General features: G+C 70.8%; 12 protein-coding genes. 7 read left to right on the top strand and 5 right to left on the bottom strand.

The features are described 5' to 3' along the window. Positions 1-26: 26 nt before the first annotated feature. Positions 27-1205, bottom strand: coding sequence for a serine hydrolase domain-containing protein (locus ACIP8W_RS03195; protein WP_401955667.1), 1179 nt, complete (start codon positions 1203-1205; stop codon positions 27-29). Between the two features lie 89 nt (positions 1206-1294). After that, positions 1295-1774, bottom strand: coding sequence for an NUDIX hydrolase (locus tag ACIP8W_RS03190; protein ID WP_401955666.1), 480 nt, complete (start codon positions 1772-1774; stop codon positions 1295-1297). Positions 1775-2016: 242 nt separating this feature from the next. On the opposite strand from ACIP8W_RS03190, the gene ACIP8W_RS03185 reads away from it, so the two are divergent. Beyond that, positions 2017-5325, top strand: coding sequence for a S8 family serine peptidase (locus ACIP8W_RS03185; protein ID WP_402201753.1), 3309 nt, complete (start codon positions 2017-2019; stop codon positions 5323-5325). Between the two features lie 181 nt (positions 5326-5506). After that, the gene (locus ACIP8W_RS03180; RefSeq protein ID WP_402201751.1) at positions 5507-6535 is read left to right on the top strand and encodes an aspartate-semialdehyde dehydrogenase; all 1029 of its coding nucleotides are present in this window, start codon (positions 5507-5509) and stop codon (positions 6533-6535) included. Positions 6536-6595: 60 nt separating this feature from the next. Here the strand turns inward: ACIP8W_RS03180 and ACIP8W_RS03175 are convergent, their stop codons facing one another. Further along, complete coding sequence (locus tag ACIP8W_RS03175; RefSeq protein WP_401955663.1) at positions 6596-7780, bottom strand: MFS transporter; 1185 nt, start codon at positions 7778-7780, stop codon at positions 6596-6598. Between the two features lie 151 nt (positions 7781-7931). Here ACIP8W_RS03175 and pepN point away from each other — a divergent pair, with 151 nt between their 5' ends. The 3 genes from pepN to ACIP8W_RS03160 all read left to right on the top strand — a co-directional run bounded on the left by pepN (position 7932) and on the right by ACIP8W_RS03160 (position 12452). Next, positions 7932-10505 carry an aminopeptidase N gene (pepN, locus tag ACIP8W_RS03170; RefSeq protein WP_402201749.1) on the top strand — a complete coding sequence of 858 codons (2574 nt, stop codon included), beginning with the start codon at positions 7932-7934 and terminating at the stop codon, positions 10503-10505. Positions 10506-10617: 112 nt separating this feature from the next. Beyond that, complete coding sequence (locus ACIP8W_RS03165) at positions 10618-11052, top strand: RrF2 family transcriptional regulator (protein WP_401955661.1); 435 nt, start codon at positions 10618-10620, stop codon at positions 11050-11052. Positions 11053-11270: 218 nt separating this feature from the next. Continuing rightward, positions 11271-12452 (top strand): globin domain-containing protein, encoded by a 1182-nt coding sequence (locus tag ACIP8W_RS03160; RefSeq protein ID WP_401955660.1) that lies wholly within the window; start codon positions 11271-11273, stop codon positions 12450-12452. Positions 12453-12635: 183 nt separating this feature from the next. Here the strand turns inward: ACIP8W_RS03160 and ACIP8W_RS03155 are convergent, their stop codons facing one another. Further along, a complete protein-coding gene (locus tag ACIP8W_RS03155) occupies positions 12636-13208 on the bottom strand; it encodes a dihydrofolate reductase family protein (protein ID WP_401952810.1) in 573 nt (190 codons plus the stop codon). 322 nt (positions 13209-13530) lie between these two features. On the opposite strand from ACIP8W_RS03155, the gene ACIP8W_RS03150 reads away from it, so the two are divergent. Continuing rightward, a complete protein-coding gene (locus ACIP8W_RS03150; RefSeq protein ID WP_401952808.1) occupies positions 13531-13965 on the top strand; it encodes a hypothetical protein in 435 nt (144 codons plus the stop codon). A 50-nt stretch (positions 13966-14015) separates the two neighbouring features. Next, entirely contained in the window at positions 14016-14378 is a 363-nt protein-coding gene (locus ACIP8W_RS03145; RefSeq protein WP_401952805.1) for a hypothetical protein, read from the top strand. On the opposite strand, the gene ACIP8W_RS03140 is transcribed toward ACIP8W_RS03145, so the two are convergent. Next, on the bottom strand, positions 14379-15026 hold the full coding sequence (locus tag ACIP8W_RS03140; protein WP_401952802.1) for a LuxR C-terminal-related transcriptional regulator: 648 nt from the start codon (positions 15024-15026) through the stop codon (positions 14379-14381). It lies immediately after the preceding gene. Between the last annotated feature and the right edge of the window lie 1197 nt (positions 15027-16223).

Genomic DNA, 16223 nt, shown 5'->3' with positions numbered 1-16223 from the left:
GCCCGTACCGACGTATCGGTTTCAGGTCAGCAGAACTCGGCCTCGACGGCCTTGCCGGTGTCCCCCACCCAGTCGGCGTTGTAGTTCATGGCGAGCGAGTGGCCGCCGTCCCGGGTGGAGACGGCCATGCTGGACGAGCCGTGGATTCCGCCGCCGTGGCCCCAGGTCTCCTTGCCGCAGGAGAGCTTCTCCGCCGTCAGGCCGAGGCCGTAGCGGATGTTGGGCATCTGATCGCTGGTGGCCACCGTGGTCATCATCTCCCTGAGCTGCGCCTTGGGCAGCAGCTTGCCGCCCAGGAGCGCGCCGAGGAAGCGGTTCAGATCGGCGGAGTGGGAGATCATCCCGCCCCCCGCCCCCGCGATCGTCGGGTTGAGTTCGGTGACATCGTGGATCTCGGCGTCCGGGTCCGCCGAGAATTTCGCGTAGGCGCGGCCCGCCGGGTTCGGCATGGTGGGGTCGGTGATCGGCACGCTGGTGGCGCGGAGCTTCAGGGGGCGCAGGATCCGCCGCTCGATCTCGGTGCCGTAGGAGCGTCCGGTGACCTTCTCCACGATCATTCCGGCCAGGACGTAGTTGGTGTTGGAGTAGTTCCAGCCGGTGCCGGGCTCGAAGTCGGGCCGATGGGCCAGGCCGATCGCGACCAGCTGCCGGGGCGTCCAGGTGTCGTAGCGGTGCTTGAGGAAGCCGTCACCGAAGACCTTTTCGACGAACTCCGGGTCCGCGGTGTAGCTGTAGAGCCCGCTGGTGTGGTTGAGCAGTTGGCGGACGGTGATCGCGCGGCCGTCGTTGCCGTTGCCGCGTACGACTCCGGGCAGGACGGACTCGACGCTGTCGTCCAGGTCGATCCGCCCCTCCGCCTCCAGCTGGAGGAGCACGGTGGCGACGAAGGTCTTGGTGATGGAGCCGATGCGGTAGCGGTCCTGGGCGCCGCGTTCGCGGCCGGTGGTCCGGTCGGCGACCCCCGCGGCGCCGTTCCAGACCCCGGCCCGGTCGCGCACCTGCGCGAGCGCGCCGGGCACCCCTTCGGCGACGGCGTCGTCGAGCGCCTTCCGGGTGGCGCTGTGGGTGGTCCTCCCGTCGTGCACCGCCGCACCGGCCACGGCGGGGCTCAGCAGCGTGGTGCCTGTCACGGCCACCGCGACGAGCGCCCCGGTCCAGGTGATCCTGCGAAGCCGCGTACGGGTACGGACGGTGCGTACTGCCATGGGAACTCCCCTACTGGTACGAGTGTGTCGGGGAGCAGGACTCCGGCAGTACGTGCGGAGTTGCGCGCCTCTGGGAGGTTGGCCCGTTTTCAGCCGTTCGGCCGGGAGCGCTCGCCGTCGGCCGGGATTTTCCCGACAGCGGGCCGCTCGCGCCACAACTTCAGCCCCAGGTCGACCAGTTCGACACGCTCAAGATCTTCGACCGCCTCCAGATCATGCCAGGCCGCCAGATCCGTGGAGCCACCGGCCTCCGGCCGCAGTTCACCGCCGGTGACCCGGCCCTCGTAGATGATGCGCAGCCCCTGGAAGTCGGCGAAGGTGCCCAGTTCGCGGGGGTAGCGGCGGCGGATGGAGTCCACGCCGAGCAGCGCGGTCATCTCCGCGACATGACCGGTCTCCTCCTCCACCTCGCGGACCGCCGCGTCGAGCGGGTCCTCGCCGTGGTCCAGCCCGCCGCCGGGGAGCGTCCAGTGCCTGCCGCCGTCCGACGAGGAGATCCAGCGCGCGAGAAGGATCCGGCCGTCCCGGACACACACGGCGTAGGCGGCCACACGTAGTTCCTGGTTCATCCGGTGAGCCTAGGGCCTGTCCGAGCGCGCGGGTACGGAATTTCGAGCGCGTACATACGGAAACAGGCGCATTCGCCGCCCCCTTTGGGCCGGTTGGTTCCCGGCGGGGCGAGCGACACCGTGGCGGATGACCGCCATGGCCAAAACCCGCCCCGGCGTCTCTCCACAAACACCCGATTCTTACGAAAAACTGACCGGCCATCCGGTCCCGAAATCCGGACTTCCCGCTCCACCTCCCAAGGATGCCGATGACCTCAGAATCCGAGAGCCGTATATCCGGGCCGAGACGCGTGGCCCGGGTCGCGGCCGCCGCCGGTCTGGTGGCCGCCCTGATCGCCACCGGCGCGGTACCCGCGGCCGCCGCGACGGCCGCCGACGACCCGGCCGTCCCCTCGCCCATGAAGGCGTCCGCCGATCCCGGCAAGCTCGGCGCCGCGGACGCCGAGCTGCTCGCCAGGGCCGAGGCCGAGGGCGAGAAGACCGTCACGGTGATGGTCGCCACCACCCCCGGCGCCACCGCCCAGGTCGCGGGCCGGCTGGACAGCGTCGCGGGCGCCGTGGTCGGCAAGACGTACGACAAGCTCGGTTACGTACGGGCCACGCTGCCCACCGCGAAGGCGGCGGCCGCGATCAGGGCGGCCCAGAAGCTGTCCACGGTGACCGGTATCGATCTCAAGCAGGAGATCGTCCTCGACGACCCGCGCCCCTCGGCGGACACCGTGAAGGGCGCGAAGGGCGCCTCCACGGTCAAGAAGTACCCGGCGCCCGACAGTAGGACCCCGGCGAAGAACCCGTACAACCCCTCCGCCGAGACCGGCGCGGTCGACTTCGTCAAGAAGCACCCCACGGCGGACGGCCGCGGTATCACCATCGGCGTCCTGGACTCCGGTGTGGACCTCGGCCACCCGGCCCTCCAGAAGACCACCACCGGTGAGCGCAAGATAGTCGACTGGGTGACCGCCACCGACCCGGTCTCCGACGGCGACGGTACCTGGCTCCGGATGGACTCCGCCGTGACCGGCCCGGTCTTCACCGCGGCGGGCCGGACCTGGCGGGCCCCGGCGGGTTCGTACCGCTTCACCACCTTCGCCGAGGCGGTCACCACCGGCGGCGAGATGGCGGGCGACCTCAACCGCGACGGTGACACCACCGACAAGTGGGGCGTGCTGTACGACCCGGCGAACGGCACCGTCCGCGTCGACCTGGACAACGACGGCGACTTCACCGACGACGTGGCGATGAAGCCGTACAAGGACGGCTTCCAGATCGGCTACTTCGGTACGGACAACCCGGCCACCCCGGTCGCCGAGCGCATCCCGTTCGTGGTCGAGGTCCGCAAGAACGTCGTCTTCGACGCGGCGGGCTCGACGTCCGACTACGTCAGCATCGGTGTCGTGGAGGGCGCGCACGGCAGCCATGTCGCCGGGATCACCGCCGCCAACGGCCTCTTCGGCGGCACGATGAACGGCGCCGCCCCCGGCGCCAAGTTGGTCTCCTCGCGCGCCTGCACCTGGAGCGGCGGCTGCACCAACGTCGCGTTGACCGAGGGCATGATCGACCTCGTCGTCAACCGTGGTGTGGACATCGTCAACATGTCGATCGGCGGTCTGCCGCCGCTCAACGACGGCAACAACGCCCGCGCCCAGATGTACACCCGCCTCATCGACACCTACGGCGTCCAGCTGGTGATCGCCGCGGGCAACGACGGCCCCGGCACCAACACCATCGGCGACCCGGCCGTCGCCGACAAGGTCATCTCCGTCGCCGCGTCGATCTCCAAGGAGACCTGGGCCGCCAACTACGGCTCCGGCGTGACCAAGAAGAACGCGCTGCTGCCGTTCTCCTCCCGCGGCCCGCGCGAGGACGGCGGCTTCACCCCGACGCTCACCGCCCCGGGCGCCGCCATCAACACCACCCAGACCTGGTCGCCCGGCGGCCCGGTCGCCGAGGCGGGCTACCGGCTGCCGCCCGGCTACTCCATGCTCCAGGGCACCTCGATGGCCTCCCCGCAGGCCGCCGGGGCGAGCGCGCTGCTGCTCTCCGCCGCGAAGCAGCAGAAGATCGCCCTCACCCCCGCGACCCTGCGCACCGCGCTCACCTCCTCCGCGAAGGGGATCCCCGGTCTCCAGGCGCACGAGCAGGGCGCGGGCCTGATCGACGTGGTCGGCGCGTGGAAGTCCATCAAGCGTCACGCCACCGCGCACGAGTACGGGGTGAAGGCCCCGGTCGACACCGCGCTCTCGCACCTCCTCGCCACCCCCGGCTTCGGCACGGGCCTGTACGACCGCCAGGGCGGCCTCCAGGCCGGCGGGAGCCGGACATACGACATCACCCTCACCCGGACCACGGGCCCGAAGGGCGCGCTGGAGCACCGGCTGAAGTGGAAGTACGACGACGGCACCTTCCGGCTCCTCGGCGGTGACCGTGTCAAGCTGCCGCTGAACCAGCCGGTGACCGTGACCGTACGGGCCAAGCCGAAGTCCGCGGGCGTGCACAGCGCGATCCTGGAGGTCGACGACCGCCGTACGGAAGGCGTCGACAAGCAGGTTCTCACCACCGTCGTCGTCGCCAAGGAGCTGGCCGAGCCGTCGTACGCGCACACCGCGTCGGGCTCGGTCCAGCGCAACAGCTCGCAGTCGTACTTCCTCACCGTCCCGGAGGGCGCGAAGACCCTGGAGGTGGCGCTCGGCGGACTCGCCAAGGACAGCCAGACCCGGTTCATCTCGCTCCACCCGTACGGCACGCCGGTGGAGGACAGCGCGACGATCTACTGCTACCCGAACTACCCGAGCCCCTCCAACACCTGCCGCCCCGACGTCCGTTCGTACGTCGATCCGCAGCCCGGGGTCTGGGAGGTCGAGGTCGAGGCGCGCCGCACCTCGCCGCTGCTCGACAACCCGTACACGCTGGACGTGACCCTGCTCGGCGCGACCTTCGACCCGGCGGTCACCACGCTGCCCGAGGCGAGGACCGGTACGCCGACGCCGGTGTCCTGGACGGTCACCAACAACTCCGCCGCCCTCGACGGCAGGCTCGCGGGCGGCTCGCTGGGCTCCGCGAAGGTCACCCGTCCGACGATCTCGGACGGCGAGAAGCAGGAGACCACCGTCACCGTCGGCGAGGGCGTCGAGCGCCTCGACGTGGCGATCGGCTCCACCGCCGACACCGGGGCCGACCTCGACCTCTACGTCATGCGCGACGGCGAGACGGTCGGCCGGTCGACGAGCGCGGGCTCCGAGGAGTCCGTCAGCCTGACGGACCCGGCCGCCGGTACGTACACGGTCGTCGTCGAGGCGTACGCGGTCCCGGCCGGATCCACGGCGTACGGCTACCGCGATGTGTACTACTCGGCCGCGCTCGGCTCCATGAAGGTGGACGGCGCGCGGCCCGTCGTGCTCGCCAACGGCGCGTCGGCGCGGGTCTCCGCCGAGGTGCTGGTGAGCAGCGCGGCCCCGGCCGGCCGGCAGTTCTTCGGCGAGGTCGAGCTGGTGAACCCGCGCGGTACGGCCGCGGGCACCGGCAGCGTGATCATCGAAAGCGTCACGCCGTAACACCGGTGGTGCGCCAGGGGGCGGGTGTCCGTACGAACGGGCGCCCGCCCTTCGCCGTCCCGGCTCCCCCGCGCCGTCCCGCCAGGCGGACAATGGACTGGACAAGTGTGCCGGGGACAGACGCATGATGAGGAAACCCCACGGACACCCGCTATCCAGGACACCAGCCAAAGGAGCCCCAGTGAAGGTCGGAATCGTCGGAGCCACCGGTCAGGTCGGCACGGTCATGCGCAGCATCCTGGCCGAGCGGAACTTCCCCCTCACCGAGCTGCGGCTCTTCGCCTCCGCACGGTCCGCGGGCTCCGCCATCGAGTGGCAGGGCCGGTCCATCACCGTCGAGGACGCGGCCACGGCCGACTACTCCGGGCTGGACATCGTGCTCTTCTCGGCCGGCGGCTCCACCTCGAAGACGCTCGCGCCGAAGGTCGCCGCACAGGGCGCCGTCGTCATCGACAACTCCTCCGCCTGGCGCCGCGACCCCGAGGTCCCGCTCGTGGTGTCCGAGGTCAACGCGCACGCGATCAAGGACCGCCCCAAGGGCATCATCGCCAACCCGAACTGCACGACGATGGCCGCCATGCCCGTGCTGCGCCCGCTGCACGAGGAGGCGGGGCTGACCGCCCTGGTCGCCACCACCTACCAGGCCGTGTCCGGCTCCGGGCTCGCGGGCGTGGCCGAGCTGCACGGCCAGGCGCAGAAGGTCGTCGCCGAGGCGGACCGGCTGACCCATGACGGCGGGGCCGTGGACTTCCCGGAGCCGGCCGTCTACCGGCGGCCGATCGCCTTCAACGTGGTGCCGCTCGCGGGGAACCTCGTGGACGACGGCTCGTTCGAGACCGACGAGGAGCAGAAGCTCCGCAACGAGTCGCGCAAGATCCTGGAGATCCCGGAGCTGAAGGTCTCCGGGACCTGTGTCCGGGTGCCGGTCTTCTCCGGCCACTCCCTCCAGATCAACGCCCGCTTCGCCCGTCCGCTCGGTGTGGCGCGCGCGTACGAGCTGCTGGCGGACGCGCCGGGCGTGGAGCTGTCGGAGATCCCGACGCCGCTCCAGGCCGCGGGCAAGGACGCCTCGTACGTGGGCCGGATCAGGAACGACGAGACGGCGCAGAACAGCCTCGCGCTCTTCGTCTCCAGCGACAACCTGCGCAAGGGCGCCGCGCTGAACGCGGTGCAGATCGCGGAGCTGGTGGCGGCCGAGCTGGCGGGCTGACCCCTCCCCGCCCCGCTACGGGGTGGGGCCCGCCCGTACGTACGTCCACGGCCCACGCCCCTACGGGGTGGGGCTCCGCCGGTACGTCCGCAGCCCCACCCCGAGCGCCAGCGCGGCCAGGGTGCCCCCCAGCCAGAGCGCCCCGACGGCCCCGAAGCGGTCGGCCGACCGGCCGCCCGCCAGCGCGCCCAGCGCTATCGCCGCGTTGAAGACCCCGGCGAAGAGCGCGGAGGCGGCCTCCCGGTGGTGGGGGACGGCGGCCATCAGCCAGTTCTGGGCGCTGACCGAGACCCCGCCGTACGCCAGCCCCCACACCACCAGCAGCGTCACCGCGGCGAGCGGCGACCCGCCCCCGGGTACGGACAGCAGGACCGCCGCCGCGAGGACCCCGGAGACGGCCGGCAGCGCCCGGCGCGGGGCGCGGGCCGAGAGCACGCCGCCCAGGAACGTACCGGCGACGCCCGCCACCCCGTACACCAGCAGCAGCCCGCCGACCGGGCCGTGGCCCAGGCCCTCCACCCGCGCCAGGACGGGCCGGATGTAGGTGTACGCGGCAAAGTGGCCGGTGACCAGCAGCGCGACCGCGAACAGCCCGGCCCGTACCGCCGGGGTGCGGAAGACCGCCACCAGCTCCCCGGGGCGTACCGCATCCCGGGCGGGCAGCGGCGGCAGCAGGACGGCGAGCAGCCCGGCGACCGCCAGCGCGAGCGCGGCCGGCGCGGCGAACGCCCACCGCCACCCGGCCGCGCCCCCGAGCACCGTCCCGGCGGGCACCCCGAGCACGGACGCCACCGCGATCCCGCCGAAGATCACCGCGGTGGCCCGCCCGGCGTCGTCCGCCCGCCGCACCAGCCGGACGCCCAGCCCGGCGGCGACCGCCCACACTCCCCCGATGCACACCCCCACCAGCGCCCGCGCGGCCAGCAGCACCCCGAAGGAGGGGGCCGCCGCCGAGACCGCGTTGGCGACCGCCAGCAGCGCCAGCAGCCCGCAGAGCACCAGCCGCCGGTCCGCGCCCCGTACGGCGACGGGCAGCGCGGGCGCGGCGAGCGTGGCGACGAGGCCGGGCAGGGTGACGGTGAGCCCGGTCGTACCGTCGGAGGTCCCGAGCCCCTCCCCGAGCCCGGTGAGCAGGCCGACCGGCAGCATCTCGCTGGTGACAACAGTGAAGGTGGCAGCCGCGACGGCGAACACGGCGGCCGGCAGGGCGCCCCGGCCCGGCGGTTGTTCGACTGTTTGTTCCATACCCGACAGCCTTCGCCGGACAGCGGCGCGGAACAACACCCCCGCACCCGCCTCCGTATCCCGGGACATCGCTTCCGGCGCATTTACTTCGGGCGGGGGACACACTCCGCGTGGAAGGATGAGCCCAAACGTCACAAACCGAGGAGACCGTGTGCCCGGCACCAATCTGACCCGCGAAGAAGCACAGCGACGGGCGCATCTGCTCACCGTGGATGCGTACGAGATCGAGCTCGACCTCTCCGGAGCGCAGGAGGGCGGCACCTTCCGTTCCGTGACCACCGTGCGGTTCGAGAGCGCGGAGGCCGGGGCCGAGACCTTCATCGACCTGGTCGCGCCCGCCGTGCACGAGGTCATACTGAACGGCACCGCGCTGGACGCCGAAGCCGTCTTCGCGGACTCGCGGATCGCGCTGGCCGGGCTGCTCGCGGGCGGCAACGAGCTGACGGTGGTCGCGGAGTGCGCGTACACCAACACCGGTGAGGGCCTGCACCGCTTCGTCGACCCGGTCGACCAGCAGGCGTACCTCTACACGCAGTTCGAGGTGCCGGACGCGCGCCGGGTCTTCGCCTCCTTCGAGCAGCCGGACCTGAAGGCCACCTTCCAGTTCACCGTGAAGGCGCCCGAGGGCTGGACCGTCATCTCCAACTCGCCGACCCCGGAGCCCAGCGACCACACCTGGGTCTTCGAGCCGACGCCGCGCATCTCGTCGTACATCACCGCGCTGATCGTCGGCCCGTACCACTCGGTGCACAGCTCGTACGAGAAGGACGGGCAGTCCGTGCCACTGGGCATCTACTGCCGTCCCTCGCTGGCCGAGTACCTCGACTCGGACGCGATCTTCGAGGTCACGCGGCTGGGCTTCGACTGGTTCCAGGAGAAGTTCGACTACGACTACCCCTTCGCCAAGTACGACCAGCTGTTCGTCCCCGAGTTCAACGCGGGCGCGATGGAGAACGCGGGCGCGGTGACCATCCGCGACCAGTACGTGTTCCGCTCGAAGGTGACGGACGCGGCGTACGAGACGCGGGCCGAGACGATCCTGCACGAGCTGGCCCACATGTGGTTCGGCGACCTGGTCACCATGGAGTGGTGGAACGACCTCTGGCTGAACGAGTCGTTCGCCACGTACACCTCGATCGCCTGCCTCGCGTACGCGCCGGGCTCCCGCTGGCCGAACTCCTGGACGACGTTCGCCAACTCCATGAAGACGTGGGCGTACCGCCAGGACCAGCTTCCCTCGACGCATCCGATCATGGCGGAGATCCGTGATCTGGACGACGTGCTGGTCAACTTCGACGGCATCACGTACGCCAAGGGCGCGTCCGTGCTCAAGCAGCTTGTCGCGTACGTCGGGCAGGACGAGTTCTTCCAGGGCGTCCAGGCGTACTTCAAGGCGCACGCGTTCGGGAACACCCAGCTGTCCGACCTGCTCGGCGCGCTGGAGAAGACCTCCGGGCGCGACCTCAAGTCCTGGTCGAAGGCGTGGCTGGAGACGGCCGGCATCAATATCCTGCGCCCGGAGATCGAGCTGGACGGCACGGGGCACGTGACCTCCTTCGTCGTACGCCAGGAGGCCCCGGCGCTCCCGGCGGGCGCGAAGGGCTCCGCCGTTCTGCGTCCGCACCGGATCGCGGTCGGCTGCTACGACCTGTCGGAGGACGGCAGGCTGGTCCGTACGAGCCGGATCGAGCTGGACGTCGACGGTGAGCTGACCGAGGTCCCCTTCCCCGCGAACACCCCGCGCCCGGCGGTCGTCCTCCTCAACGACGACGACCTGTCGTACGCCAAGGTGCGCCTCGACGAGGAGTCCCTGCGGGTCGTCACCGCACACCTGGGCGACTTCACGGAGTCCCTGCCGCGCGCGCTGTGCTGGGCCTCGGCCTGGGACATGACCCGCGACGGCGAGCTGGCCACCCGCGACTACCTGGAGCTGGTGCTCTCCAGCATCGCCAAGGAGTCGGACATCGGCGTCGTCCAGTCGCTGCACCGCCAGGTCAAGACGGCCCTCGACCTGTACGCGGCCCCCGCCTGGCGCGAGGCCGGGCTGACCCGCTGGACGGACGCCACCCTCGCCCATCTGCGGGTGGCCGAGCCGGCCGGTGACCACCAGCTCGCCTGGGCGCGCGCGTTCGCCGCGACCGCCCGCACCCCGCAGCAGCTCGACCTGTTGCAGGGACTGCTCGACGGTACGGAGACGATCGAGGGCCTCGCGGTCGACACCGAGCTGCGCTGGGCGTTCGTCCAGCGGCTGGCGGCGGTCGGGCTGCACGGCGAGGAGGAGATCGCCGCGGAGTACGAGCGCGACCGCACGGCGGCGGGCGAGTGCCACGCGGCGGCGGCCCGTTCGGCGCGGCCGGTCGCCGAGGCGAAGGCGGCGGCCTGGGCCTCGGTCGTGGAGAGCGACAAGCTGCCCAACTCCCTCCAGGAAGCGGTCATCGGCGGCTTCGTCCAGACGGACCAGCGCGAGCTGCTCGCCCCGTACACGGCCACGTACTTCGCGGCTCTCGCGGACGTCTGGGAGACCCGCTCCCACGAGATGGCCCAGCAGATCGTCATCGGCCTCTACCCGGCGCTCCAGGTGTCGCGGGCGACGCTCGACGCGACGGACGCCTGGCTCGCCTCGGCGGGCCCGAACGCGGCGCTGCGCCGACTGGTCTCGGAGTCCCGCTCGGGGGTCGAGCGGGCGCTGAAGGCCCAGGCGGCGGACGAGGCCGCGGGGGCGTAAGCGGTGTGAGGTAACAGGTGGGGGGCGGTCCTGGGGAGCGGTTTCCAGGACCGCCCCCACCTCTTCGAGCCATAACTTGCATTTGAGATACGCATTATCTAACGTGCGGGTCATGCGCCTCACCAAGTCAACGGATCTGGCCCTTCGGGTCGTCATGGCGCTCGCGGTCGGCGAGAAGTCCTCGACCGCGCGCGAGGTCGCCGCCGCGATGGCCGTCCCGTACTCCCATCTCGCCAAGGTCGTCGCCCGGCTCCAGCACCTGGGCCTGGTCGAGACCCGGCGCGGCCGGGGCGGCGGGCTGGAGATCACCCCGGCCGGGCGGAGCGCGTCGGTCGGGCGGCTGGTGCGGGAGCTGGAGGGCGCCGGCGATGTCGTCGACTGCGAGGGGGCGACACCCTGCCCGCTGAGCGCCGGCTGCCTGTTGCGCGGAGCGCTGCGCACGGCACAGGAGGCGTTCTACGCGTCGCTCGATCCGCTGACGGTGGAGAACCTGACGCGGTCGCCCACGGGTCCGCTGCTGATCGGGCTGGTGGGGCGCGGGACCTGAGTCGGGCGGGACGGGTGGGGCGCGGCGCCCGAGGCGGGCGGGTCGCGGGATCCGGGACCGGTGGGTCGCGGGATCCGGGAAACGCACCACGGGCGTTACCCCGCTCCGCTACCGTTAAACACGCATCCAATATTCCAATTATTGGGTTTCCCCTCCCCTGATCCCCCTCTCTCCCCCCACCCCCACCCCCACCCCCACCGCACCGAGAGGCACCCCCCATGCTGAGCGACGCGTCCGCCGCCGTCGTACGGGCCACTCTGCCCGCCGTAGGAGCCGCCCTGGACGAGATTTCGAGCCGCCTCTACTCCCGCTTGTTCGCCGACCATCCCGAGCTGTCGCGCGATCTGTTCAACCGGGCCAACCAGACCTCCGGCGTCCAGCGGCAGGCCCTCGCCGGTGCGATAGCGGCCTTCGCGGGCGCGCTGCTCGACCACCCCGACCGGCGGCCGGACGCCCTGCTCTCCCGTATCGCGCACAAACACGCTTCCCTGGGCATCAGCCCCGGCCAGTACCGCCTGGTCCACACCCATTTGCTGGGCGCCGTCGCCGAGGTGCTGGGCGACGCGGTGACCGAGGAGGTCGCCGCCGCCTGGAACGAGGTGTACTGGCTGATGGCCAACGGCCTCGTCGCCATCGAACGCCGGCTGTACGCGGAACGCGGCGTCCTGATGGGCGACACCTGGCGCCCCTGGACGGTGACCGGCCGCGTCCAGGAGACCCCGGACGTCACCACCTTCGCGCTGGCCCCCGCCGACAGCGCCCCGGCGCCCGCCTTCCGGGCCGGCCAGTACGTCTCCGTACGGGTCGAGCTACCGGACGGGGCGCGGCAGACGCGTCAGTACAGCCTCTCCCGCGCCACCACCGGGTGCCCGCGCCGGTACATCACCGTCAAGCGCGTGGACGGCGAGGTCTCCGCCCATCTGCACGACCGGATCCACCCGGGCGCCACCGTCGAGGTCTCCGCGCCGTACGGCGACGTCGTCATCCAGGACACCGGCGTGCCCCTGCTCCTCGCCTCGGCGGGCATCGGCTGCACCCCGATGGTCGCCATGCTCGAAGAGCTGGGGGCGAACGGCCACACCGGCCCCGTCACCGTCGTCCACGCCGACCGCTCCCCCACCACCCACGCCCTGCGCGCCGACCACCTCGCCCTGGCCGGCAAACTCCCCGCCGCCCAGACGCGCTTCTGGTACGAACACGGCCCCGCCGAAGCCCCCGGCGAGGCCCTCGGCCGCGCCGACCTGACCGACATCCCCCTCGCCCCCGGCCTGACGGCCTACCTCTGCGGGCCACTGCCCTTCATGCGCGCGGTACGCGACCAACTGCTGGCCCGGGGCGTCCCCGCCGACCGCGTCCACTACGAGGTCTTCGGCCCGGACCTGTGGCTGGCCCGGGGCTGAGCGACCGGCCCCGCGACTGAACGAGTCGCGGCAGCGGTGACGGGACCCCCGTGCTGTGGCCGGAAAGGTTCACCGGCCACAGCACTAGCGTCACTCCTATGAGACTGCTCTCCGTCAACGTAGGCAGGCCCAGGCACAACCAGGCCCTCCACACAGCCATCCGCCCGGCCGGAGAGCCGTCCGTCAGCGGACGACGTCGAACACGTTCTTCTGCAGGCCGTTGGGGTACGCCTCGTGCTCGACCAGCCGCAGCTTCTGCGTGTCCTTGTCCGCGTCGCTGAACAGCCGCTTGCCCGCGCCGAGCAACAGCGGGAAGACCAGCAGGTGGTAACGGTCGATCAGCCCGGCGTCCGCGAGGGACCGGTTGAGGGCGGCGCTGCCGTGGACGATGATCGGGCCGCCCTCCGTCTCCTTCAGCGCGGCCACCTCGTCGAGGGACCGCAGGATCGTGGTCCGGCCCCAGTCCGGGACCAGGTCGCCTTCGGTGAGGGTGGTGGAGACGACGTACTTCGGCATCACCTTGTAGTCGGAGAACTCCGCCATCCCCGGCCAGACCGCGCCGAACGCCTCGTAGCTGACCCGGCCCAGCAGCATCGCGGCGGCTTCCCGCTGCTCCCGGCCCTTGATCTCGAACGCCTCCGGGACGAACTCCACGTCCTTGAAGGTCCAGCCCGCGTTGCGGTAGCCGGGTTCACCGCCCGGTGCCTCGACGACGCCGTCGAGCGAGACGAAGGCGGTGGTAATCAGGGTGCGCATCGAAAGTCTCCTGGTTGTCCTATGGCTGACCGTCCGTCCGATCCGCCGCCCCGTCAACTGACCGGGAATCGTGGACGAACGCGACGGTCATCCCACCACCGTTCCGCCCGCCGGGCCGCCGGGACAGGCCGTATCCACCACGTCCGGATAGGCACGCCATGATCACTTGGAGGCAAATGCCTCTATGTCCCTCCTTCTTGATCCATGAATACTCGGGGAGTCAGTTCTTGTCGCATGAAACCCGGCGCACGGAAAACCGGCGCCGAAAGCCTGTGCGCGGAACCTGGCACAAGAAAACCGGCACACGAAACAGGGGACACCCATGCCCACTGGCAGCTTCCTCCGCAACCCGAAGCTCAGGTCCGGCCTCGGCCTCGGCCTCACGGCCCTCACCGTGCTGGGCATCACCATCGCTGGTACCGGAACAGCTTCGGCCAACGACATCTGGAACGTCCAGATCATCAACAACAACGTGCCGTCAGGAACGGGCAGTGTGCGGGTGACCGCCAACGGCGCGAGCGCGTGCACCCAGCTCAACCACAGTTCGAACACCACCACCACGGGCTTCACGCCGAACGCCCCCACCACGATCACGGTGGAGTCCTACGGTGACACGCGATGCAGCGGCGCCCGCCTCGGCTCAGGCATCTCGTACTCGTTCAACCGCGACGACGACGTCCATGAGAACAACCTGAATTGCGGCTACGTGGCACTCGGCGCGGCTCGCCCCCAGCACGCTTTCCGTATCTGTCACTGAATTCACCGCAGGCCAATCAGGAAAATTTTTCCCCCACCAAAGGAAAGAAAATGCAAAACATCGCCCGCAAGGGCATTCTCCTGCCCGCCGCCTTTGCCGCCGCAATGGCCTCGCTCGCCCTCACCGCGGGTCCGGCCTCGGCCGACGCCAGCCGCGTCGTGGTCTCCAGCAACCTGTACCCCGCGCGCACCGCCTCCGTGGACATCGAGAGCAGCAACCCGAACGGCAGCCCGTCCCTCTCCAACTGCGTCCGTGTCAGCGCCGGCCAGAACGCCAGCCTCAACGTCTTCGTCGAGAACGGTGCGGGCGTCAACATCAACTTCTACCGGAACAGCGACTGCAGCTCCACCATCTCCTCGACCAACCGCCGCGCGCCCAACCCGGTCTCCAACGTGTGGAACATCAACGGCTGATCACGCACCGGACGCACGGTCGGTCGTGGACCAGGGCGCACGACCCGCGGAGGTCGGCCTCCGCGGGTCGGAGCCCGGGGCCTCCAGACGTCCGAGGCAGTAGAGGATCGCCTCGGACCGGGAGCGGACGTTGAGCTTCGTGTAGATGCGGGTCAGATAGTTCCGGACCGTCTTGTCGGTCAGGAACATCCTCTGCGCGACGTCACGGACGCCCAGTCCGGCGACGAGCAGCTCCATGACCTGCCGCTCCCGCCTGGACAGCTCCCGCAGCCGGGCGAGGTCCGGGGCCGAGGCCGCTTCCAGCCTGGCACGCTCCCGCTCCTCGGCCCTCGCCCGGGTCGCGACCTTGACCTGTTCGGCGGCGATCACCGGATCCAGGATGCTGGCGCCGCGCGCGGTGCAGAGCAGGGCCTCCGACAGCAGGAACGCGTACCGGTTCTCCAGGAGATAGCTGGCCGCCCCACGGTCCAGCGCCAGCCGTACGTCGTCCCAGTCCAGCCGGTGCGCCAGGACCGCGGCGGGCGGCATCCCGGCCGGCGCCTCGTCCGCGAACCTGCACAGGTCCCGCGCCATGCCGGAGCCGTAGAACAGTACGACGTCGTCGCACCGACGGATCTCGTCCGGCTCCCGGATCAGCCGGATATCCATCTGGCACAGCGCGGCCGGACCGATCCCGCTCCGGCTGACCAGAGCGACCGACAGCCGACTCTCCTCGGGGGGACAGGGCGGTCCGAAAAAGGCGTGGTAGAACACCGCGACTCCAAGTGGGGGGTACGTAGGAGCCTGTGGGGGTGACTCACTCCAACGCTTCTTGAAGGTTCTAGCATATAATTCGCCGATTTGTATATTTACATTTTGTAACACCTAAATCAGCAGAAAGGGGCTCCGGACCCCACTTCAGCACCTCAGGGCGTCAGATTCCGTCCGATATCGGAACAGAACCGGCACGGGATGAGCGCGACCCGCCCCCGCCACAGGACCCGAAGCAGCCGATTCCCGTTACAGTTCCCGCACATCCCATCCCCGGCGCCCCGGCCCGCCGCCGGTGGAGCTCGGCGACGGCCGCGAGTTGACGCTTCTCCCGATCGGTCGCCGGCCGCACGGAGGTCCACCGGGACACCCACGCGAGCCCGGCCGCCGCTCCGGACAGACCAGTTGCCCGGCGAATCCGGTGACCGGGCCCGGCCTGTCGTACGCGCTGTCGTACACCACCATCCCGATGGTCGGCCCGCCCGGCCACGCCACGCGTCCTCACCACCCCGCCGCGCGCGACGACGCCGACGAGCGTGAGCAACGCGTCCCACATCTCCGGCGCCCCCCGATCCGCGCCCGTACCGCCGGCACACGCCTTCCACCCTTCGGAATACGAGGCCCGTACCGGAAGTCCTCATACTCCGGGCAGGAAAACAACTGTGCCGAGGCAACTCCCACCGCCAACGGCGGCCACGCCGTACGTGGGGCGGCAAGGACCGCACCCGACCGGCCCTCCGCTTCGCACACGCCCCATGGCGGACCTTCCTGGTGGGCACCGAGGCGTAGGCGGCACAGGGGCCGGTGGGGAACAACTCCTTCTGCCGGCAGTCCACTTCAACTCACGGACGGTCCACCCACGCCGTCGAGGGGCGCGCTCGGTATTGAATTCGCGGACGCGGTCCGACGGCCACTAGGCATATGCCGAAGGAACGGGCAGAGGCGCCCTGGCCATGCCGACGGCCTCGTCCACGAGGCCGCGCAGGGGCGACCGCGCGGAAGTCCGGTACTCCTCTACGTGCGGAACCAACTGGGCGCACGTCGTCATGTGACCGTTCTCCGGCATCGCGAACACTGCCACCAAGGGCATCCTGC

Origin of the sequence: Streptomyces sp. NPDC088554 (assembly GCF_044752945.1) — a bacterium.
Taxonomy (GTDB): domain Bacteria; phylum Actinomycetota; class Actinomycetes; order Streptomycetales; family Streptomycetaceae; genus Streptomyces.
This window is presented reverse-complemented; position numbering and strand designations above follow the sequence as displayed.

Coding starts and splice junctions, on each gene's coding strand:
- ACIP8W_RS03195 (WP_401955667.1), bottom strand. CDS start 1,205: ATGGCAGTACGCACCGTCCGTACCCGTACGCGGCTTCGCAGGATCACC.
- ACIP8W_RS03190 (WP_401955666.1), bottom strand. CDS start 1,774: ATGAACCAGGAACTACGTGTGGCCGCCTACGCCGTGTGTGTCCGGGAC.
- ACIP8W_RS03185 (WP_402201753.1), top strand. CDS start 2,017: ATGCCGATGACCTCAGAATCCGAGAGCCGTATATCCGGGCCGAGACGC.
- ACIP8W_RS03175 (WP_401955663.1), bottom strand. CDS start 7,780: ATGGAACAAACAGTCGAACAACCGCCGGGCCGGGGCGCCCTGCCGGCC.
- ACIP8W_RS03165 (WP_401955661.1), top strand. CDS start 10,618: ATGCGCCTCACCAAGTCAACGGATCTGGCCCTTCGGGTCGTCATGGCG.
- ACIP8W_RS03160 (WP_401955660.1), top strand. CDS start 11,271: ATGCTGAGCGACGCGTCCGCCGCCGTCGTACGGGCCACTCTGCCCGCC.
- ACIP8W_RS03155 (WP_401952810.1), bottom strand. CDS start 13,208: ATGCGCACCCTGATTACCACCGCCTTCGTCTCGCTCGACGGCGTCGTC.
- ACIP8W_RS03150 (WP_401952808.1), top strand. CDS start 13,531: ATGCCCACTGGCAGCTTCCTCCGCAACCCGAAGCTCAGGTCCGGCCTC.
- ACIP8W_RS03145 (WP_401952805.1), top strand. CDS start 14,016: ATGCAAAACATCGCCCGCAAGGGCATTCTCCTGCCCGCCGCCTTTGCC.
- ACIP8W_RS03140 (WP_401952802.1), bottom strand. CDS start 15,026: ATGGATATCCGGCTGATCCGGGAGCCGGACGAGATCCGTCGGTGCGAC.